Here is a 20,935-nt window from a genome sequence, read left to right as displayed (position 1 = left end):
TTCCTTGACCCAAGTTTATCGCCGTTTATGCGATCAATAGAGTGGCGTTCACCGGTCGGCACCCGCCGACCCCCCAACCGGAGCAACGCCATGACCTCCCTGTTCGCCGCCGCCCTGATCGGCCTGGCCGCCTCGGCGGCCGGCCCGGCCCCCCACGCCCAGACCAAGCCCGTGCTGATCGTGCTCACCAGCCACGGCCAGAAGGGCGACACCGGCCAGCCCACCGGTTTCTACCTGGGCGAGGTCACCCACCCGCTGGCGGTGTTCGACGCCGCCGGCATCCCGGTCGAGTTCGCCTCGATCCAGGGCGGCGAGCCGCCGGTGGACGGCGTGGAGCTGGACGACGCCACCAACGCCCGCTACTGGAACGACCCCAAGTTCCGCGAGGCCATCCGCCATACCCAGCGCCTGGAGCAGGTGGACGCCAGCCGTTACGCCGCGGTGTTCTACGCCGGCGGACACGGCGCGGTCTGGGATTTCCCGGACAGCCCAGCGGTGCGGCGGGTCACGCGCGAGATCTACGAGTCCGGCCAGGTGGTGGCCGCGGTCTGTCACGGCCCGGCGGCGCTGGTGAACGTGACCCTGAGCGACGGTCGTTACCTGGTGGCGGGCAAGAAAGTAAGCGCTTTCACCGACGACGAGGAACGCGCGGTGAAGCTGGACCAGGTGGTGCCCTTCCTGCTCGCGACCACGCTGAGCCAGCGCGGCGCGTTGCACCAGCCGGCGCCGGACTGGACCGCCAAGGTGGTGGTGGACGGACGCCTGGTCACCGGCCAGAACCCGCAGTCGGCCACCGGCGTGGCCGAAGCCGTGCGCGACCTGCTGCGCGCGCCGGCGGCGAAGTAAGAGCAGCCCGCACCCCCGCCCGGCGCATCGCCGCCGGGCCGGGGTCCGGAATGCGACCTGGATCAAGTGCGGCGCCCGTTTCCCGCGGCGCCGCGCGGCCTACACTCGGGGCACCGTCACGCACCTGGGGAGAGGCCGCATGAAGTTCCGCATCGCCGCGTTGTCCGTCGCATTGTCGTGGGGGCTGGCGCTGAGCGCGTCGGCGCAGACCGCCGCGCCCGAGGTGGTGGTGCTCAAGGCCGCGCACCTGTTCGACGGCAAGAGCGGGCGGCTGGTGTCGCCGGGCGTGGTGGTGGTCAGCGGCGGCCGCATCGTCGCGGTCGGCGCCGACGCCAAGCCGCCGGTGGACGCCAACGTGCGCACCATCGACCTGGGCGACGCCACCCTGCTGCCGGGCTACATCGACGCGCACACGCACCTGGCCTCGGACCATAACGAGGACTGGGCGCAGGGCTTCTACGAGAACATGCTGCGCTTCCCCACCGAGCAGGCCTTCCACGCCCAGCGCAATGCGCAGGCGGCGCTGGCGGCGGGCGTGACCAGCGCGCGCGAACTGGGCGCGCCGGACTTCGTCGACATCGGCCTGCGCAACGCCATCAACAGCGGCCTGGTGCAGGGCCCGCGTCTGATCGCGGCCGGCCACGCGCTGGGTTCCACCGGCGGCCATTGCGATAGCGTCAACGCGCCGCCGGACCGGGTGCGCCCGGCCGGCCCGCTGGAGGGCGTGTGCAACGGCGCCGAGGAATGCCGGTTGGCGGTGCGCCAGCAAATGAAGTTCGGCGCCGACGTGATCAAGATCTGCGCCTCCGGTGGCGTGCTGTCCGAGTCCGATCCGGTCGACGTGCCCCAGCTCACGCCCGAGGAACTGCGCGCGATCATCGGCGAGGCGCACAACTGGAACCGCAAGGTCGCCGCGCACAGCCACGGCGACGTGGCCGCGCGGCTGGCGGTGGAGGCGGGCGTGGACTCGATCGAGCACGGCAGCTTCCTCACCGCCGACACCCTGCAGCTGATGAAGCGCAAGGGCGTGTACCTGGTGCCCACGCGCATGACCCAGCTGTGGGTGGACGAAAAGGCCGGCACCTATCCGCCCAAGATCGGCGAGAAAGCGCGCGCGGCGGCCGCGGCGCACACGCGCATGTTCAAGCAGGCGCTGCAGATCGGCGTGCCCATCGCCTACGGCACCGACTCGGCGGTGTTCCCGCACGGGCTCAACGCGCGCGAGTTCGGCGATTACGTGGACATGGGCATGAGCCCGGCGCAGGCGCTGATGACCAGCAGCCAGGGCTCGGCCAAGCTGCTGGGCATCGACGGCGACACCGGCACCCTGGAGGCGGGCAAGGCCGCCGACATCGTCGCCGTGCCCGGCGACGTGCTCCGCGATATCCGCGCCACCGAACGGCCGCTGCTGGTGATGCGCGCGGGCGTGGTGGTCAAGCGCCCGGCCGGCGCGAACTGATGAGGCCGGGGCGGCGCGCGGTCCCAGTCCGCCCGCCGCCCCCGCCGGTCTCCCTGACGAGGAGGCGGGCAGTTTGCTGGGGGCGGGTCGCAGGGGGCGAGACTGGCTAAGAGCAAATCCCCCTCAGTCCCCCTTTTTCAAAGGGGGAAGACAAGCAAAGGCGCTGCATCGCGGTTCCCCCCTTTGAATAGGGGGGCTAGGGGGCATTTGCTTTTGCTCGAGTAGCGGCGCCCCCGCTACCGACACTCACCTCAAGCCCCCACGCGCTCCCGCACCTGGGCGATATCGATCACTGGCCGCACTTCGATCGCGCCGGAGTTTGCCCAGGGGAACTGCTGGGCGATGCGCAGGGCCTCGTCCATGTCGGCCGCTTCGATGAGGTTGAAACCTCCCAAGTATTCCTTGGTTTCGGCGAAGGGGCCGTCGGTGATGGTGGCGCGGCCGCCGCGCACGCGCAGGGTCTTGGCGGTGGTGGGCGCGTGCAATTGTTGCGAATCCAGCAAGTGGCCCTGGTCGCGCAGCTCGTCGGCGTGCAGCAGGCACTCGCGCATCATGGTATCGGTAGCACCGTCGGGCAGGGCTTGGAGCAGGCCGTCGTCGTTGTAGATCATCACCAGGAACTTCATGCGGATCTCGTGGTGGGGAGGCCCGCGCATTCAACCACCATTCCGGTGCCGACACATGCGCCGGTGGTCACTCCGGTGGCACCGAACCGGGCCGGGCGAGGACCGGCGGGCTGCCACGGCCCGCCGCACCGGGGCCTCAACTGGCCCATTCCGCGCAATCCCCCTCGGATTCTGCACACGCGTTTTGTTACTTTTCAGGGCTCTAACTTGGGAGGGGAGCCCCATTAGCCGTTTCCGCAGCCCCGCGCGCTTGGCTGTGCTGGTACTGCTGCTCGGATTGGCCGGAGCGGTGATGGTCGGCTTGCGCCAGCACGCCGGCAACCAGACCCGCACCCAGCAGCTGCTGGACGGCCTGGCCGACCAGGCCGCGGCCGATCTGACCGCGCGCATGCGGATGTACGAATACGGCTTGCGCGGCGCGCGCGGCGCGGTCATCGGCGCCGGCGGCGCGATCAACCGCGAGCGCTTCCGCCGTTATGTGGAATCGCTGGATATGGCGCGCGAGTTCCCGGGCGCACGCGGCTACGGCTACATCGCGCGGGTGCCGGCCGGGCGCGAGGGCGCCTTCCTGGCCAGCCTGCGCGCCGAGGGCGCGCGCGAGGTCAAGCTGCGCCAGCTGACGCCGCGCAAGGGCGAGAAATTCCTGATCCGCTACCTGGAACCGGAAGCGACCAATCGCGACGCGCTGGGCCTGGACATCGCCTCCGAGCGCTACCGGCGCGAGGCCGCGCTGGCCGCGCTCAAGAGCGGCCGTGCCACCCTGACCGCGCCGATCACCCTGCTGCAGGCGCGCGACCGGCCCAACCGCAGCCTGCTGCTGTTGCTGCCGGTCTACGCCGGCGCGCAGACGCCGGCCGCCGACGCGGCCCAGGCCGCGGGCATCGGCTGGGTGTTCGCGCCGCTGGTCAGCGACGAGATCCTGGCCGGTTTCGAACAGGCCCATGGCGAGTACGACTTCGCCCTGACCGATGTCACCGACATCGCCCAGCATTACCGCATCTTCGCCTCCGCCGGCGCCGCCGACGGCATCGACGACGCGCGCTCGCGCGCCCGCACGCTGGAGCTGTACGGCCGCCAGTGGCGCATGGAGATCAAGGCGCGGCCGGCCACCTTGGCCGCGTTGGAACTGCAGCAGCCGCTGCGTGCGGCCGCGGCCATCGCCGGCCTGGGCGCGCTGCTGGCGGTGATGCTGTACCTGTTCCTGGGGTCCAGCGAACGCAAGCGCCGATCGATCGCGCAGAGCGCGCGCCTGGCGGCGATCGTGGAAAGCTCGCACGACGCCATCGTCGGCACTTCGCCCGACGGGCGGGTGACCGAATGGAACCGCGCCGCCGAGCAGATGTTCGGCTACCGCGCCGACGACGCCATCGGCCGTTCGCTGGTGGAACTGGTGGTGCCTTACGAGCGCATCTCAGAAGACGGCCAGATCCTGCAGCGCGCGCTGGCCGGCGAGGAAGCGGTGGCGATCGAAACCATCCGCCGCCACCGCAACGGTTCGCCGCTGTTCGTGGAGATTTCCGCCGCGCCGATCCGCAGCGGCAGCGGCCGCGTGGTGGGCGTGGCCTCGACCGTGCGCGACATCGCCGACCGCAAGGAAGCCCAGGCCGAGATCCTGCAGCTCAACGCCACCCTGGAGCATCAGGTCGAGGAGCGCACCGCCGAGCTGCAGGCCTATTCGGCGTTGCAACGCGCGATCCTGGCCAATGCCGGTTACGCGATCATCGCTTCCGATCCGCAGGGCTTGATCACCCTGTTCAATCCGGCCGCCGAGGCGATCCTGGGCTATTCGGCCGACGAGGTGGTCGGACGCGAGACCCAGGCGATCTTCCACGACCCGTTGGAAATGGCCGAGCGCGCGCACGCGCTGCAGGCCGAACTGGGGCGTTCGGTGGACCCGGGCTTCGAAGTGTTCGTGGTCAAGGCCCGCACCGAGCCCGATTCCAACGAGTGGACCTACATCACCAAGGGCGGCGACCGCATTCCGGTGCTGCTCAACGTCAGCACCCTGCGCAAGGACGACGGCGAGATCGCCGGTTACCTGGGCATCGCCGTGGACCTGCGCGAGCGCAAGCGCCGCGAGGCCGCGCTGGAGACCAACGAGCGCAAGTTGCGCGGATTGTTCGAGCTGTCGCCGCTGGGCATCGCGCTCACCGACGAGAGCGGCCGCTTCGTCGAGTTCAACGAGGAGTTCCGCGCGCTCACCGGCTACAGCGACGCCGAGCTGCGCGCGCTGGATCAGTCCAGGCTCACGCCCAAGGAGTTCGAGCTGCAGGAAAAGGCGGTGCAGCGCGCGCTCAAGGGCAGCGGCCGCTACGGCCCGTACGAAAAGCAGTTCGTGCGCAAGGATGGCGCGCGCGTGCCGGTGCGCCTGAACGGCGTGGCCCTGCGCATCGACGGCCAGCTGCACACCTGGTCCATCGCAGAGGACATCACCGTGCAGCGCGCCGCCGAGGCGGCGATGGTGGACGCGGTGGCGGCGGCGGAGGCGGCCAGCAAGGCCAAGAGCGATTTCCTGGCCAACATGAGCCATGAGATCCGCACGCCCATGAACGCGATCCTGGGCATGCTGCAACTGCTGCAGAAGACCCGTCTGGACCTGCGCCAGATGGACTACGCCAACAAGACCGAGACCGCGGCCAAGACCCTGCTGGGCATCCTCAACGACATCCTGGACTTCTCCAAGATCGAGGCCGGTCGGCAGACCCTGGAGTCGCACGAGTTCGAACTGGAGCAGGTGCTGCGCGACATTTCGGTGATCCTCAGCGCCAACGTCGGCGACAAGGACATCGAGATCGTGTTCGACATCGACGAGCGCGCGCCCAAGCGCCTGGTCGGCGATTCGCTGCGCCTGCAGCAGGTGCTGATCAACCTGCTCGGCAACGCGGTCAAGTTCACCCATTACGGCGAAGTGGTGCTGGTGGTGCGCGCGGTCGGCGGCGACGATCAGCGGGTGGCGCTGGAGTTCGAAGTGCGCGACACCGGCATCGGCATCGACGAGGACAAGCTGGCGGCGATCTTCGAGGGCTTCTCCCAGGCCGAGGCGTCCACCACCCGCCGCTTCGGCGGCACCGGCCTGGGCCTGGCGATCAGCCAGCGTCTGGTGCGGCTGATGGGCGGCGAGCTGGGCGTGCAGAGCGAGCGCGGGCGCGGCAGCCGCTTCTTCTTCAGCGTGTCGCTGGAGCTGCCCGGCGACCAGGCCGCGGCCGGTCCGCCCGAGCGCCTGCGCGAACTGCGCGCGCTGGTGGTGGACGACAACGACAGCGCGCGCAACGCGATCGCGGCCATGGTCCAGTCCATCGGCTGGAAGGCCGATGCCGCGCGCAGCGGCGAGGAGGCGCTGGAGTTCGTCGAGCGCGCGCATGCCGAGGCCACGCCCTACCAGGTGATCTTCTTGGACTGGCGCATGCCGGGCCTGGACGGCTGGGAAACCGGGCGCCGCATCCGCGAACTGCTCGGCGCCGGCCAGGCGCCGCTGATCGTGATGGTGACCGCGCACGGCCGCGAGATGCTGGTCGAGCGCTTGTCGCGCGAGCAGGCGGTGCTGGACGGCTTCCTCATGAAGCCGGTGACCGTGGCCATGCTGATCGACGCGGTGGCTGACGCGCGTTCGGGCCAGGGCCTGCCGCCGCCGCTGCCCGAAGCCGAACCGCTGCGCCCCTCGCGCCGCCGCCTGGACGGGCTGTCGCTGCTGGTGGTGGAGGACAATCCGACCAACCAGCAGGTGGTCACCGATCTGCTGGAGAGCGAGGGCGCGCGCGTGGAAGTGGCCGGCGGCGGCGCCACCGCGCTGCAGTTGCTCAGCCGCGGCGCCAACAAGTACGAAGTGGTGCTGATGGACATCCAGATGCCGGACATGGACGGCTACACCGCCACCCGACGCATCCGCGGCAACCTGGGCCTGCGCAAGCTGCCGATCATCGCCATGACCGCGAACGTGCTGCCCTCCGATCGTGAGGCCTGCCTGGCGGCGGGCATGAACGATCACCTGGGCAAGCCCTTCGATCTGGACACGCTGGTCGCGCGGCTGCTGCATTGGACCGGGCGCGATCAGGCCGCGAATGTGGCGGCGAACAGCGAGCCGGTGGTGGAATCGCCGGTGGCGCAGGAAAACGCGGCGCCCGTCGCTGCGCCGGTCGAAGCCGCCAAGACCGAAGCCGCCGCGCCCGCGCCGGCCCCCGCGCCGATCGAGCCGCCCAAAGCGGCCAACGATGAACCGCCGTTGCTCGACTGGCCGGCCGCGCTGTCGCGCTTCGGCGGCAAGCGCCGCGTCTATGCCGACGTGCTGCGCGGCTTCCCCGACGGCGCCACCCAGATCATGGGCGAGCTGGCCACCGCCCTGCGCTCGCGCCAGCGCGACGATGCCGCGCGCCAGCTGCACACGCTCAAGGGCGTGGCCGCCACCGTCGGCGCGATGCGTCTGGCGCAGCTGGCCGAACTGCAGGAGAAGGCCATCGTCGGTGCCGGCGACGACTGGCTGCGCGCCTTGCAACTGGGCGCGCTGCGCGCGGGTTTGAACGATGCCTCGGCCGCCGCGCGCGAAAGCCTGGAGGCGCTGGCCGAAGACCAGGCGCCGCCGGCCGACGCCGTGCGCATCACGCCCGAGCTGCTGCAGCGCCTGCGCGGCATGCTGATCGCGTCCAACCTGAGCGCGCTGGACGAATTCCACCGGCTGGAAGCGGGCCTGCTCCGCGACCATCCGCAAGAGCACCGGCAACTGGCCGATGCGCTGACCCGTTTCGATTTCGCCGCCGCCGCGGAGGTTTGCGGCCGATTGCTGGCGGTGCCCAGGTGAGGGAGGAGATGAGCGTGACCCTGTACGACGTGGAGGCGTTGCCCGGGACGGCGGCCGCTTCGCAACGCGCGCGTTTGCTGGTGGTGGACGACCAGCCGATCAACATCCGCGCCTTGCACGAAGTGTTTTCCGCCGACCACGATGTGTTCATGGCCACCAACGGCGCGCAGGCGCTGGCCTTCTGCCGGCAGACCCCGCCGGACCTGGTGCTGCTGGACGTGGTCATGCCCGACATGAGCGGGCTGGAAGTGTGCCGTGCGCTCAAGGCCGACGCGCAGACCGAAAGCATCCCGGTGATCTTCGTCACCAGCCTGGACGATCCGGCCGAAGAAGCCGCGTGCTGGGACGCCGGCGGCGTGGACTTCATCACCAAGCCGATCAACGCGCTGACCGTGCGCAACCGCGTGCGCGCGCACCTGACCTTGAAGCTGCAGTCGGATTTGTTGCGGCGCATGGCCTGGGTCGACGGCCTGACCGGCGTGGCCAACCGCCGCCAGTTCGACGAGCGCCTGGAGCGCGAGTGGCAGCGCTGCCGCCGCGCCGGCCAGCCGCTGTCGGCGAGCATCGTCGATATCGACCATTTCAAGGCCTACAACGACACCTACGGCCATCTGGCCGGCGACGACTGCCTGCGCCAGGTCGCGGCCGCGATCGAAGGCAGCCTGGCCCGCGCCGGCGACCTGGTCGCGCGCACCGGCGGCGAGGAGTTCACCTGCCTGCTGCCGGAGATCGATCTGGACGGCGCGTTGACCGTGGTCGAGAACGTGGAACGCGCGGTGCGCGCGCTGGGCATCGTGCACGCCGGCAGCGAACTGGGCGTGGTGACGGTGAGCATAGGCGTGGCCAGCGCGCGCGCCGACGGCGAAAGCACCATCGCCGGCCTGCTGACCCAGGCCGACAACGGCCTGTACCGCGCCAAGCGCGCGGGCAGGGCCAGGGTGTGCGCGGCCGACGGCGACGCCGATGCGAGCGGGGCCTAGCCTGGAGTGAGCCCCGCACTTGCGGCGCGCCGGCCCCAAGCCGCATAAGTGGCCGCAGCCAACGCCGCGACTTCTTATGCCGCTGTCCATCCGCGCCACCACCTCCGCCGATGCCGCCACGCTCTACGCCCTGATGCGCGAACTGGCCGAGTACGAAGGCCAGCAGGCGCACCTGCTCGCCGACGCCGCCAGCCTGGCGGCCGACGCCAGCCGCTATCAGGCCTTGCTCGCCGAAATCGACGGCGTGGCCGTGGGCTTCGTCTCCTACACTTTGGGCTATTCGATCTGGTGGCGCGGCGACTGCCTGGCGCTGGACGATCTGTACGTGACCGACGCCGCACGCGGCCAGGGCGTGGGCGAGCGCCTGATGCGCGCCGTGGCCGAGGTCTGCGTGCAGCGCGGCCTGGCCCATGCGCGCTGGACGGTGGAAACCGGCAACGGCGGCGCCCGGCGTTTCTACCGCCGCATCGGGGCGCAGGTGCGCGAGAAGGGCGTGTGCACCTGGCCGCAGGCGGCCATGGCCGCGGCCCTGGCCGACTAGCGATGGCCACGGCACCGGCAATACCCGAACGTCTGAAGGGCGCGGCCGAACGCCTCGCCGTGGGGCCGGCCGATGCCGTGCTCGAACTGGGCTGCGGCAACGGCGTGCTCGCGGCCCTGATCGCGCCGCAGCTCGCGCGCGGGCATTACCTGGGCCTGGATCGCTCGTCCGCGGCCATCGCCAAAGCGGTGTGGCGCAACGCCGACGCGGTGGCCTCCGGTGTCTTGAGCTTCCGCCTGGGCGAGATCGCCAAGGCCGAACCGGGCGAGCGCTTCGATCGCATCGTGGCGGTCAACCTCAATACGTTCTGGAACAGCGACGCAGCGGAGCTGGCGCGCATGCGCGGCTGGCTGGCGCCGCGCGGGCGCCTGCTGCTCGCCTTCCAGCCGCCATCGGCGACGGCCTTGCCACGCATCGAAACGGCGGTGCGCGAGCACCTGCTGCGCCACGGTTACGCGCTGCAGACGGTCGAGCGCGTGGCCACCGCAGCGGTGCCGACGCTGTACCTGACCGCGGTGGCCGGCTAGCGCGGCGTTGCGCGCATGGAACGGTGTGAGGGCGCGCCTGGGGCGGCGCGGGCCGGGTTCGATTGGTAAATTACCTTTAGTAACTTACCAATCGTAGCTTGTCGCCCAGGCGACGGCCGCCCACCCAGGAGTTCCCTATGTCCGCTCTCTCCCTCGCCCCTGTCCTTATCGTCGGCGGCTCCGGCGTCGTCGGCGCCCAAGCCGCGCACGCCCTGCGCCGCCTGCACCCGGGCCTGCGCCTGACCATCGCCGGTCGCGATCTGGCCAAGGCGCAAGCCATCGCCGATGCGCTGGGCCAAGCCGACGCCACCACCGTCGACCTGCAACGCGCCGACCTGGGGCTGCCGGCGTCCGCGCGCTACAGCGCCGTGGTGGTGTTCGTGAAGGACGCCAGCTTGAACACCCAGCGTTACGCGCAAGCGCAGGGCATCCCCTACGTGAGCACCTCCAGCGGTTCGTTCGAGATCGCGCCGGAAGTCGCGCGCTACCTGCGCGCGCCCCAGGCCGCGCCGATCCTGCTGGCCAGCCACTGGCTGGCCGGCGCCGCCACGCTGCCGGCGCTGCTCTACGCCCGCGAGTTCGCGCGCGTGGACCGCATCGCCCTGAGCGCCTTGCTGGACGAGGAAGACATGGGCGGCCCGGCCGCCTACGTCGACTACGAACGCCTGACCACCGCCGCCGGCGCGCAGGTGCTGGAAGACGGCCAGTGGCGCTGGCTGCGCGGCGACGAAGGCGCGGCCACGCTGCGCAGTGTCGACGGCGTCGAGGTGGCGGCCGCCGCGTATTCGCCGCTGGACGTGGTCAGCCTGGCCGCGGCCACCGACGCGCGCTGGCTGCGCCTGGACATGGGCCTGGGCGTCACCGCCAGCCGCCGCCGCGGCGAGCCGTACTCCACCGAGATCGCGATCGAGATCGAGGGCGTCGGCCACGACGGCCAGGCGCGCCGGCAACGCCACGACCTGGTGCATCCGCAAGGCCAGGCGCCGCTGACCGCGCTGTCGATCGCGCTGGGCGTGGAGGCGCTGCTCGGCCTGGGCCAGACGCCCGCCGCGGCGCCGGGGCTGTATTTTCCCGACACCCTGATCGAGCCCGGCTACTTCCTGCGCCGGCTGCAGGAAGGCGGTTTGCGGGTCGACGAGGAGGCGCCGGTGTTGGCGGAAAGTGAACAGTGACAGTCGACACGGATTAGGCGGATACTCGGCCGGCCGCGGCGCGCGGGGAGCGCGCCCGGCCCTTTCCCGGACAGGATCGTCCGGACGCACCGAACCGACCGCAAGGACAGCCGGCTATGAGCAAGATCGCGATTCCCGACCTGGTCGAGAAGCTGGGCGGCGTGGCCGCCAAACCGCTCAAGGACGCTTCGGTCCAGACCGAACTGCTGAACGTGGACAAGGGCGCGCAGACCACCGCGCAGAGCGGGCCGATCAAGGCCGTGTTCGGCGCGTCCATCGCCGCCGCCGTGCACCTCTACAACGGCGCCGACGACAAAGACGAGGACGGCGTGATCGGCAACCGCGCCGCCGCCACCGACCCCGACAAGGCCACCACCGACTGGCGCCCGCAACTGGCGTTCGAAACCGGCAGCGCCTGGCTCAAGTACTCGCTGACCGCCGCGGCCACGGCCAAGGCCAGCGCCAAGATCGGCAGCGCCGGCGGCAGCATCGCCGGCGACCGGTCGCTGCGCCTGCTGTACTACAAGCGCCACGACGCCGCCCGCCGCATCGGCGAGGCGGTGCTGTCGGACGTGGACGAACTGGGCAGCGTGCTGTCGGCGTCCGACATCGCCGCGCTGGGCGTGGGCGAAGCGGTGGCGCTGAAGGCGCGCGGCAAGCTCACCGCCACGCTCAGCCTGAGTTGGTCGGACATCTTCTCCACCTCGCTGCAGGCGCTGTCCGGCCTGCCGGGCGCGGCCAGCGGCGCCTACCTGATCGAGATCGGCGCCAGCGCGGGCGCGACGTTCACCGCGACCCTGGAAGACGACTTCGCCCTGTGCTTCGTGCGCGAGAAGGCCTCGGGCGAGCGCGCGTTCCGGGTCGCGGTGCGCAAGAGCGAGGTCCACGACACCCGTTTCCAGGCCAAGGCCGGCGTGGAGATCCAATTCGCCGACCCGGCCGCGGTCAAGACCGCGTTGAGCTCGGTCATGGCCGGCGTGCTGGACGCGCCGGCCGCGGCGATCAAGGCGATCGAGGACGCGACTTCGCTGGACAAGGTGCCGGCCAAGTACCGTCCGGTGGCGGAAGCGCTGGCCAAGCGCTTCGGTCTGGACGGCAGCCCGCTGCAGCCGCTGAAGAAGAAGCTGACCGAGCTCAGCGAGGAGCTGACCCAGCGCATCACCCAGATCGCCGAAACCAAGGTCAGCCTGGGTTTCACCTACGAATACCTGCGCCTGTCCAGCGAAGCCTCGCTGCTGGAAGCGCATCTGTCGCAAGACGCGCTGACGGCGCTGCACGGTGCGCTGCTGGGCTTCGACTTCGCGCGCGTGCTGGCGTATCCGGGCCCGGGCCTGGCGCTGGACTTTTTCCTGCACCAGAAGACCGTGGAACGCGTGCGCGCCTGGGGCTTCAGCCTGGGCGTGGGCACCTGGTTCAACCTCAAGAGCAAGCAGACACGCAAGGACCGTTTCGTCAGCCGGCGCTACGTGTCGGCCGAAGGCGAGCGCTGGACGCGCGCCTACCTGGGCAGTACGCAGTACACCGCCAGCGCGAACACCTGGAACACCGACTACGGCGCGACCCTCAAGGCCGACCTGGAGGAGGCGCGCGCGCCGCAACTCACCGCCGGCTCCAACTTCAAGTGCGGCCTGCAGCTGTGGTGGCAGGAAAACCGCATCCGCACCGCCAGCGAACTGGAGCGGGTGGTGGACGACGCGGTGCTGTGGGGCGTGATCGACACCGGTGCCGCGCCGGATTTGTACGATCGCCTGCAAACGGCGCTGGCCAAGGCCGACAGCTGCCAGCCGCGGTTGAGCGTGATGCTCAGCGATCGCGGCGCATCGCTGGCCATGCACGCGCTGGCCGAGGCCGACGACGCGGCCTGGGCGCGCCATGCCGCCCGCGCGCTGCCCTGGTACGCCAAGCAGTCGGCGCGCGCAACCGCGGCCAGCCGCGAGGCGCTGTACGCCCCCTTGTTCGACGACTACCGCCGTCATCCGGGCAGCGAGGGCAAGGCGCTGAAGAACCTGATCGCCGATAACCTGCGCGACTACGGCGGTGGCTTGGCCGGGCAGGAGACCAAGGGCGAGACGCCATGGACGGTCTATCAGGTGCTGCTGCGTGCCGGCAGCGCGGAACGCGCCTTCTGGAAGCGCTGGGAGCGCCTGCGCATCGGCGCCAAACGCATGCGCGAGCTGCTGGAGGTGCGCGGCGACTGGCAGGACTTCGACGACCACTTCGCCCTGATGCGCGGCGCGTTCGAGCAAACCTTCCTGATCCGTGCGGTCGCCAGTTTGCTGGCCGAAAAGCTGCGCGACGAACGCCACGACGGCAAGACCTATGCGACCACGCTGACCCTGAGCTACAAGGACGGGCAGCAGGACAAGACGCTCGTGGTGGGCGCGGCGAACTGAGCGGCATCGGTCATCGCGGTTCCTTAGGGGAGGAACGACATGGCGACTTTGCAGCAGTTGTGGTCGATGATCTGGCCGGGCTTGGCCTCGGCCCTGGCGCTGGCGCTGCTGTGGATGGCCTTGCGCCTGATCGCCGGCTGGCTGGTGCGACCGGCCAGGACGGAGCACAGGCTCGAGCGCGGTAGCGCGGAGACGGCCGATACCCTAGTGGTCGCGGTGCATGGGCTGCCCGGCGTTGCGCGCTTCAGCGGCGCGCTGGACCTCATCGCCCGGACCCTGCCGGAGGCGGACCGGCTGATCTTCGACTACAAGACCGGAGGCGCGCGCGGTTACGCGAGCAACGCGCGCGCCGCGGCGGTGGCCGACGCGATCGAGCGCGGCATCCACGAGCAGTTCAAGCGCGGCCAGTACCGTCGGGTGATCCTGTTCGGCTACAGCGGCGGCGCGTCCCTGCTGCGCAAGGCCCTGGTCTGGGGCTACGGCGAGGACGAGGACCGCGCGCCGTTCGGCCGCAAGCACGCGCGGCGGCCGTGGGTGGAGAAGACCGAGCGCATGGTGCTGCTGGCGGGCATCAACCGGGGCTGGAGCGTGGAGCCGCGTCCGGCGCTGATGCCCTGGCCCACCTATCTGTTCATCCGCATCGCCAAGCCGATCGGCCGCGTGCTCGGCATCGGCCGCTTCGTGTTCGATATGCACCGCGGCTCGGCCTTCATCGCCGATACGCGGCTGCAATGGGTGAAGCTGGCGCGCTCGGAGGACGTGGTGCAGGGGCGGCTGCACTTTCCGCAGGTCATCCAGCTCATCGGCAGCGAGGACGACCTGGTGTCGAAAGAGGACGGCCAGGATCTGAGCGTGTCCGCCGGCACGGTGTTCAAGACGCTGCCCGAGACCAGCCATGCCGATATCGGCGGCATGCTCAGCGAAGGCGGCGGCGCGGTGGTGGAGCAGCGCCGGCAGGCGATTACCGCGGCGCTGCTGGGCGATGTGCAGGCGCTGGAGCCGGACTGGATCGAGTTCAAGGAAGACCGCCAGGTCACGCGCCTGGTCTACGTCATGCACGGCATCCGCGACCTGGGCGAATGGACCGACAAGGTCCGCGACGAGGTGCGCCGGCGTTACGAGTCCAGCGGCGAGAAGGTCGCGGTGTTCAGTTCCAAGTACGGGTGGTTCCCGATGGCGCGGTTCCTGCTGCCGTTCGACCGGCAGCGCAACGTGCGCGATTTCATGGACCGTTACACCGAACACACGGCGCGCTTTCCCAACGCGCGATCGATGGACTATGTCGGCCACAGCAACGGCACCTACATCCTGGGCAGCGCGCTGCTGCGCTACGCGACGATGAAGGTGCGCCGGGTGTTCTTCGCCGGCAGCGTGATGCCGTATTCCTACCCTTGGGCCGAGCTGGTGGACGCGCAGCGGGTCGAGAGCGTGGTCAACGTGGTAGCCACGCGCGACTGGGTGGTGGCGATCTTCCCGAAGGTGTTCCAGCAGCTGTCGGCGCTATTCCGGCTCGACAACCGCCAAGGGCTGCTCGACCTGGGCGGCGCCGGCTTCGACGGTTTCGCCGATTCCGGCCTGACCGCGGCGGTGGACAACCTGCAGTACTCGCGCGGCGCGCATTCCACCGGCGTGGCGGTGGACGATCCGCAGAAGCTGGCGGCCATCGGCGCGTACATCGTCGAGGGCGAGCGCACGGGCCTGCAGACCTTCGAGGCGGCCAAACGCAAGAACGCGGTGTTGGCCGTGGTGTCGGCCTTGTGCGCCTTCGTCTGGCTGGGCCTGTTGGCCGGGCTGTCGATCCTGGGCTACCAGATATTCCTGATGCCGGCCTTGCCGCTGCTGGGGTTGCTGGCGGTGATCGCTTACGTGCTGGCGGTGATCCTGGTTTTGTACTGGGTTTGAACTAGCCGGTCAGGCCGATCATGGGCGCGATTGCGCGGCTGTCGGGAAACACCCGCGTCTCCAGCGCGCTCTCGGACACGCGCAGATGCGTCGCCAGCAGGCCCTTGAACAAGGCGCGCAGATCCGTGGTCGCGCGCAGGTCGCGGCCGTCGTTGAGCGCAGACGGCGACAAGCCGGGCCAGTCGCCGCCGATGCGGCCGCCGCGCACCGCGCCGCCGGCGAGCAGGGCCAGACCGCCGGTACCGTGGTCGGTGCCGGCGGTGCCGTTGACCGCGGCGGTGCGGCCGAATTCGCTGACCACGGCGATGGCGGTGCGGTTCCAGATCGCGGCCGCGTCGTCGTGATAGCGGCGCAGGCCGGCATCGAGTTCGGCCAGCTTGCGCGCGAGCACCGCGGCCTGGTTGCCGTGGGTGTCCCAGCCGGAGTCCTCGACGAAGGCCAGGCGCGGGCCGTCGGGCGCCGCCAGGAATTGGGCCGCGGCGGCCATGGTCTGGGCCAGGCGTCCGCTGCGTGCGTTGCCGGCCGTGCCGGCCAGGCCCTGCGTGTCCACGGCGCGCGCGAACGCGGCCGACAGCTGCGGATCGGCCGCGTACAGCGGTTGCAGCCGTTGCAGCAGCACCGGGTCCACGTCTTCGGGCAGCGGCGGCGACCAGCTGGTGGTGGCGCCGGGGCCGCGCATGATCAGCGGCGTGACCGCGGTCAGCGACAAGGCCTCGCCGCCGCGCAGGGCGGCCGCGCAACGGTTGAGCCAGCCCGTGGCCGCGCCGCTGGCGCTGGCGGTGCCGTTCTCCAGGCAGTCCTGCGCTTCGAAGTGCGAACGCTGGCGATACGGCGGTGCGATCGCGACGATCGGCAACAGCTGGCCGCGGCCGTACAGACCGTGTGCGAATTCGAGGGAGGGGTGCAGGGCGAAATCGGCATTCAGCGGCCGCGCGTTCTGCGGCGCCAGCGCGCCGCGCAGGCGCGCATAGGCCGCGTCGTCGCGTGGCGGCAGCGCATGCAGTCCGTCCAGGCCGCCGCGCAGCAGCACCACCAGCAGGCGTGCGTCGCCATCGCCGGCGGCGGCCGCGCTCAGGCCTGGCCACACGGTCAGCACGGTCGCCGCGCCCGCGGCGCCCAGGAACAGGCGTCGGCTCAGTTTCATCTCAGCTCCTCCATTGGAAGGCCGGGCTGGCGTACAGCATCGTCAGGCCCGAACGCGGCGACTCGGCGCGGCGCAAGGCGCTCAGCGTGTCGGCGTCCAGTCGGTCGGCGAACACCGCTTGCGCCACCGCCAGCGGTTCGATGCGCGCTTCGGGTGCGGACTCGGACAGGCTCTGCGCGGCCTGCACGCGTTTCCACAGCGCGTCCGCGCCGTTCCATTCGGCGGCCTCGTCGGCGTAGCCGGCCGGCGAGCGCGGGGTGAACGGCGGTTGGCCCATGCGCGCGAGCAGGCCGACCAGCGCGCGCGGCCGCTCGCCGGGCACGATGCCGCCCGCGCGCAGCGCCGACAGCACGAAGTCGTCCGGCGTTTTGAATTTGCGCGCGTCCGCGCCCCACGCCTCGGGGCTGTCGATCAGCGCGGCATAGACCGTGGCCAGATCGCCGCCGCTGCGCTGCCAGGCCGCGGCCAGGCGCGCGACCAGTGCCGGCGGCGGGGTGTCGGCGACGAAGTGGCGCGCGAGCTTGTAGGACAGGTGGCGCGCCGTCGCAGGGTGCACGGCCAGGTCGGCGAGGATCGCGCGGCCTTGTTCCAGGCCTCCCTGCGCATAACGGCGACCTACTACGTTGCGCACGCCGCTCTCATGCGCGGCAGCGCGGAACGCGAAGGCCGAATCCGCGCCGCCGTCGGCCAGCTCGCGCGGCAGCGGCACGCCCCAGCCGGTGATCGCGCGCGCCAGTTCGGTCACGTCGGCCTGGCTGTAGCCGCCGTCCACGCCCAGGGTGTGCAGCTCCAGGATTTCGCGCGCCAGGTTTTCGTTGAGACCCACTTCGCGCCGCGGCCGCTGCCGATCTGCGCGCGCCATGCGTTGGCGCGCGCGCCGCGCATAGCGCGAATCGGCGCCCACCGAGCGCACGTTGTCCAGGTAACGCAGCATGCCGGGGTGCGATTCCACCGCGGTCAGCAGGTCGGCATAGCGGCCGTACAGGTGCGGGCGGATCGCCTCGCGCTCCATCGGCGCGGCGTACAGCGAGGCGGCGCGCTTGTCGACGGAGATGGCGAAGTGATTGGACCAGAACCGCACCAGGCGCTCGGCGAAGCCGTCCGCGTTGGCGGCGGCGACGCGGTAGCGCCGGCCCTGTTCGCGCCATTGGTCGTCGCCGAAACGCTGGCGGAAACTGTCCACCGCGTCCTTGCCGTCGCCGTCGCGGCGCGCGGCCTGGCGCTCGCGGTAGTAGCCGGCTTCGCGGCGCAGGTAGTCCAGGCTGGAAGGCAGGTCGGCATAGCGCGAGGCCGCCGCGTCGCCGCGCAGCTGCGCCTTGAGCCAGCCGCGGGGATCGCTGCCCACCGCGGCCAGCTGGCCGGGCGCGGCGCCCAGGCCGAAACGATTGACCGCGCTCACGGTTTCGCGGGGAATCATGCCGTCGCTCCGTCGCCACACCTCAAGCACAACGCGCCGGACGCGATGCGGTTGACACATCCTGGCGGAAATCTCGCCGCGGCCCTACACGCAAGACCCCGCTTGGCGTAGGGTGGCGGCACCGCGCGAGCCTCGCGCCACCGTCAGGCCGCGCGCGGCCGGAGAGCCCGTATGCAAAGCTCCTCGCAAGACCTCCACCGCGGCCTGGGCGAACGCCACATCCGCCTGATGGCGCTGGGCGCGGCGATCGGCGTCGGCCTGTTCCTGGGTTCGGCCAATGCGATCAAGCTCGCCGGCCCCGGCATCCTGCTGGCCTACCTGCTCGGCGGCGCGGCGATCTTCATCATCATGCGCGCGCTGGGCGAGATGGCCGTGCACAACCCGGTGGCCGGCTCCTTCAGCCGCTACGCGCGCGACTATCTGGGCCCGCTGTCGGGCTATCTCACCGGCTGGAATTACTGGTTCCTGTGGCTGGTGACCTGCGTGGCCGAGATCACCGCGGTGGGCATCTACATGCAGGTCTGGTTCCCGGGCACGCCGCAATGGGCCTGGGCGCTGGCCGCGCTGGCGGCGATGGGCTCGGTCAACCTGATCGCGGTGCGCGCCTACGGCGAGTTCGAATTCTGGTTCGCCATGATCAAGGTCGTGACCATCGTGCTGATGATCGTCGGCGGCCTGGCCATGATCGTGTTCGGCCTGGGCAACGGCGGCACCGCCATCGGCATCTCCAACCTGTGGGCGCACGGCGGCTTCTTCCCCAACGGCGCGCAGGGCGTGCTGATGTCGCTGCAGATGGTGATGTTCGCCTACCTGGGCGTGGAGATGATCGGCCTGACTGCGGGCGAGGCGGCCAATCCGAAGAAGTCGATTCCCGATGCGATCAACTCGGTGTTCTGGCGCATCGTGATCTTCTACGTCGGCGCGCTGTTCGTGATCCTGTCGCTGTACCCCTGGAACGAGCTGGGCACCACCGGCAGCCCGTTCGTGCAGACCTTCGAACGCCTGGGCATCCGCGAGGCCGCCGGCATCATCAACTTCGTGGTGCTGACCGCGGCGCTGTCCTCGTGCAACAGCGGCATCTTCAGCACCGCGCGCATGCTCTACAACCTGGGCCAGCAGGGCCAGGCGCCGCGCACGTTCGCGGTCACCTCGGCCGGCGGCGTGCCGCGCAAGGCGGTGCTGGTGTCGGTGACGGTGCTGCTGTTCGGCGTGCTGCTGAACTACCTGGTGCCGGAGAAGGTGTTCGTGTGGGTGACCTCGATCTCCACCTTCGGCGCGATCTGGACCTGGGCGGTGATCCTGCTGGCGCACCGCAAGTTCCGCGCCGGCCTCAGCCCCGAGCAGGCCGCGGCGCTGGAGTTCAAGATGCCGATGTACCCCTGGGGCACCTGGATCGCGCTGGCGTTCCTGGTGCTGGTGGTCGGGCTGATGGCCTATTTCCCCGACACGCGCGTGGCGCTGTACGTGGGTCCGGCCTTCCTGATCCTGCTGGTGGCGCTGTACTACGCGTTGGGCCTGGGCAAGCGCGCGCCGGCGAACTGACTCGACGCGCCGCGTTCGCCGACAACGGCGGACGCGGCGCCAACGGCCTTATTCCTTGGCCGGGGTCAGGAAGTAGGCCTCGACCTGGCCCTTGACCTTGATCGTCATCGGATTGCCGCGGCGGTCCAGCGCCTTGCCCACAGGCACCCGCACCCAGCCTTCGCTGACGCAGTATTCCTCGACGTTGTGGCGCTCCTGGCCGTTGAAGCGGATGCCGATGCCGCGCTCGAGCAGCTGCTCGTCGTGGAAGGGGCTGCGCGGGTCGTTGGAAAGGCGGTCGGGTGGCGTGTCGGTCATCGTCGTCGGTCTAGCGGTTGCGGGCGGGGCCGGCGCGGGTCCGCGCCGGCTGCGTAGGATACGCGCCGCGCCCGCTCAGTGCGCGCTGCGGCCCAGCTCGGCCGCGGTCAGCGGCCGGATCGCGTCGATCTCGTCCAGCCACAGGTCGTGGATGCGCACCCCGCCGGCGCCCAGCGGCTCCTCCAGCCGGACCACGCCGTTCAGGCCTTCCTGCTCGCCGGGGCCGTAGAAGGACTGCAAGGTGGGCAGGGCGGCGACCACGCCGCGCAGCACGCGGCCGTCGCGCATGGACAACTGCACGCGGGCGTCGTCGGGCAGACCGGCGATGCGCGCTTCCAGCCGGGCGATGTCGCGCGCGGCGGTGTAGACGTGGTCGGCGTTGCGGGACATGGCGGCGTTCTCCGGCGGGTACCTGCCCGCAGGCTAGCCGCCGCGGGCGCAAGCGCGGGTGAAGCTTTCCAAGCCGGCCCGGGAGCGGCATCCTGCGCGCATGAACGCGCCCGACGACGATTACGACGACGACGGCCTCAACGGCTACGACCACGACCTGGACGACGAGGCCGCGCCCGAGGCCCTGGTCTGGCAGCTGTTGCTGATGATCAACCCCGGCGACGAGGAATCGGCGCTGCAGCAGTTCGCCGACTACCGCGAAGCGCTGGCCGAGGCCGGCGGCGAGACCGACGAGCCGGTGTGGCTGCTGCGCGACGCGATCGACTGGAAGGCCGGCTTCTACGTCGACGCCGAGGACGCCGCGTCCTTCATCGACAGCCTCAACGAACTGGCCGCGCGCTGGAACCTGCGCATCGACTGGGGCAGCGACGATCCCGGCGACGAGGATTTCCTGGCCGGCACCGACATTCCCGAGCTGATGGCGCTGGCGCACGATCGCCTGCGCGAGCACGGCTACACGCTGTGGACCTGGAACACCGGCACCGACGCGCACGCGGGCTGGATCGCGCTGCGCCGCGACGACGAGGCGATGCAGGCGTTGAGCACGCTGCTGGGGATCGAGGCGCGGCCGGGCAGCGACGCGTTCTAACTGCAAAAACTGCGGCCCATCGCTTCGTCGCCGCCGCGAAACCTGCGGCCGTCATTCCCGCGAATGCGGGCTCCGCTTTACTTCGGCGTGAGCCGAACATCCAGTGACTTCAGCGCGAAAGCCGCAAAGAGCGATTCCCGCCTTCGCGGGAATGACGGTTGTGGCCGACGTTGCGGTGTGGAACCAGCGCATTGCGTCGCACCGCCACATACGTGGGCTATCCATTCATAACCGCGCGCACAAACGACGGCGGCCCGG

Annotated in this window: 16 protein-coding genes; 11 read left to right on the top strand and 5 right to left on the bottom strand. The window is 70.6% G+C overall.

The annotated features are described in order from the left end of the window. Positions 1 to 90: 90 nt before the first annotated feature. The gene (locus DX914_RS19000; RefSeq protein ID WP_115861786.1) at positions 91 to 846 is read left to right on the top strand and encodes a type 1 glutamine amidotransferase domain-containing protein; all 756 of its coding nucleotides are present in this window, start codon (positions 91 to 93) and stop codon (positions 844 to 846) included. 139 nt (positions 847 to 985) lie between these two features. Next, positions 986 to 2,305 carry a metal-dependent hydrolase family protein gene (locus tag DX914_RS18995; protein ID WP_115861784.1) on the top strand — a complete coding sequence of 440 codons (1,320 nt, stop codon included), beginning with the start codon at positions 986 to 988 and terminating at the stop codon, positions 2,303 to 2,305. A gap of 251 nt (positions 2,306 to 2,556) precedes the next feature. Here the strand turns inward: DX914_RS18995 and DX914_RS18990 are convergent, their stop codons facing one another. Next, the gene (locus DX914_RS18990) at positions 2,557 to 2,931 is read right to left on the bottom strand and encodes a YciI family protein (RefSeq protein WP_115861782.1); all 375 of its coding nucleotides are present in this window, start codon (positions 2,929 to 2,931) and stop codon (positions 2,557 to 2,559) included. A gap of 256 nt (positions 2,932 to 3,187) precedes the next feature. On the opposite strand from DX914_RS18990, the gene DX914_RS18985 reads away from it, so the two are divergent. The 7 genes from DX914_RS18985 (at position 3,188) to DX914_RS18955 (ending at position 15,238) form a co-directional block, all read left to right on the top strand. After that, the gene (locus tag DX914_RS18985; RefSeq protein ID WP_231118342.1) at positions 3,188 to 7,723 is read left to right on the top strand and encodes a CHASE domain-containing hybrid sensor histidine kinase/response regulator; all 4,536 of its coding nucleotides are present in this window, start codon (positions 3,188 to 3,190) and stop codon (positions 7,721 to 7,723) included. Positions 7,724 to 7,731: 8 nt separating this feature from the next. After that, positions 7,732 to 8,703 carry a diguanylate cyclase gene (locus tag DX914_RS18980; protein WP_115861778.1) on the top strand — a complete coding sequence of 324 codons (972 nt, stop codon included), beginning with the start codon at positions 7,732 to 7,734 and terminating at the stop codon, positions 8,701 to 8,703. A gap of 76 nt (positions 8,704 to 8,779) precedes the next feature. After that, the gene (locus DX914_RS18975; RefSeq protein ID WP_115861776.1) at positions 8,780 to 9,244 is read left to right on the top strand and encodes a GNAT family N-acetyltransferase; all 465 of its coding nucleotides are present in this window, start codon (positions 8,780 to 8,782) and stop codon (positions 9,242 to 9,244) included. A gap of 2 nt (positions 9,245 to 9,246) precedes the next feature. Then, the gene (locus tag DX914_RS18970) at positions 9,247 to 9,771 is read left to right on the top strand and encodes a class I SAM-dependent methyltransferase (RefSeq protein ID WP_115861774.1); all 525 of its coding nucleotides are present in this window, start codon (positions 9,247 to 9,249) and stop codon (positions 9,769 to 9,771) included. Positions 9,772 to 9,908: 137 nt separating this feature from the next. After that, entirely contained in the window at positions 9,909 to 10,943 is a 1,035-nt protein-coding gene (locus tag DX914_RS18965; protein ID WP_115861772.1) for a saccharopine dehydrogenase NADP-binding domain-containing protein, read from the top strand. A 116-nt stretch (positions 10,944 to 11,059) separates the two neighbouring features. Next, positions 11,060 to 13,336, top strand: coding sequence for a hypothetical protein (locus DX914_RS18960; protein ID WP_115861770.1), 2,277 nt, complete (start codon positions 11,060 to 11,062; stop codon positions 13,334 to 13,336). A gap of 39 nt (positions 13,337 to 13,375) precedes the next feature. Next, complete coding sequence (locus DX914_RS18955) at positions 13,376 to 15,238, top strand: hypothetical protein (RefSeq protein ID WP_115861768.1); 1,863 nt, start codon at positions 13,376 to 13,378, stop codon at positions 15,236 to 15,238. Between the two features lies 1 nt (position 15,239). Here the strand turns inward: DX914_RS18955 and DX914_RS18950 are convergent, their stop codons facing one another. Both DX914_RS18950 and DX914_RS18945 read right to left on the bottom strand, forming a co-directional pair. Continuing rightward, positions 15,240 to 16,382 carry a DUF1501 domain-containing protein gene (locus tag DX914_RS18950; RefSeq protein WP_115861766.1) on the bottom strand — a complete coding sequence of 381 codons (1,143 nt, stop codon included), beginning with the start codon at positions 16,380 to 16,382 and terminating at the stop codon, positions 15,240 to 15,242. Position 16,383: 1 nt separating this feature from the next. Then, positions 16,384 to 17,799: a DUF1800 domain-containing protein gene (locus DX914_RS18945; RefSeq protein ID WP_115861764.1), complete on the bottom strand. Its 1,416-nt coding sequence runs from the start codon at positions 17,797 to 17,799 to the stop codon at positions 16,384 to 16,386. 171 nt (positions 17,800 to 17,970) lie between these two features. Between DX914_RS18945 and DX914_RS18940 the strand changes: the two genes are divergently transcribed. After that, a complete protein-coding gene (locus DX914_RS18940) occupies positions 17,971 to 19,341 on the top strand; it encodes an amino acid permease (protein WP_115861762.1) in 1,371 nt (456 codons plus the stop codon). A gap of 48 nt (positions 19,342 to 19,389) precedes the next feature. On the opposite strand, the gene DX914_RS18935 is transcribed toward DX914_RS18940, so the two are convergent. Next, complete coding sequence (locus tag DX914_RS18935) at positions 19,390 to 19,638, bottom strand: DUF3297 family protein (protein ID WP_115861760.1); 249 nt, start codon at positions 19,636 to 19,638, stop codon at positions 19,390 to 19,392. A gap of 75 nt (positions 19,639 to 19,713) precedes the next feature. Next, positions 19,714 to 20,028 (bottom strand): DUF3247 family protein, encoded by a 315-nt coding sequence (locus DX914_RS18930; RefSeq protein WP_115861758.1) that lies wholly within the window; start codon positions 20,026 to 20,028, stop codon positions 19,714 to 19,716. A gap of 100 nt (positions 20,029 to 20,128) precedes the next feature. On the opposite strand from DX914_RS18930, the gene DX914_RS18925 reads away from it, so the two are divergent. Continuing rightward, positions 20,129 to 20,677: a DUF6630 family protein gene (locus tag DX914_RS18925; protein ID WP_115861756.1), complete on the top strand. Its 549-nt coding sequence runs from the start codon at positions 20,129 to 20,131 to the stop codon at positions 20,675 to 20,677. Positions 20,678 to 20,935 lie beyond the last annotated feature (258 nt).

Source organism: Lysobacter silvisoli (genome assembly GCF_003382365.1).
GTDB lineage: Bacteria > Pseudomonadota > Gammaproteobacteria > Xanthomonadales > Xanthomonadaceae > Lysobacter > Lysobacter silvisoli.
This window is presented reverse-complemented; position numbering and strand designations above follow the sequence as displayed.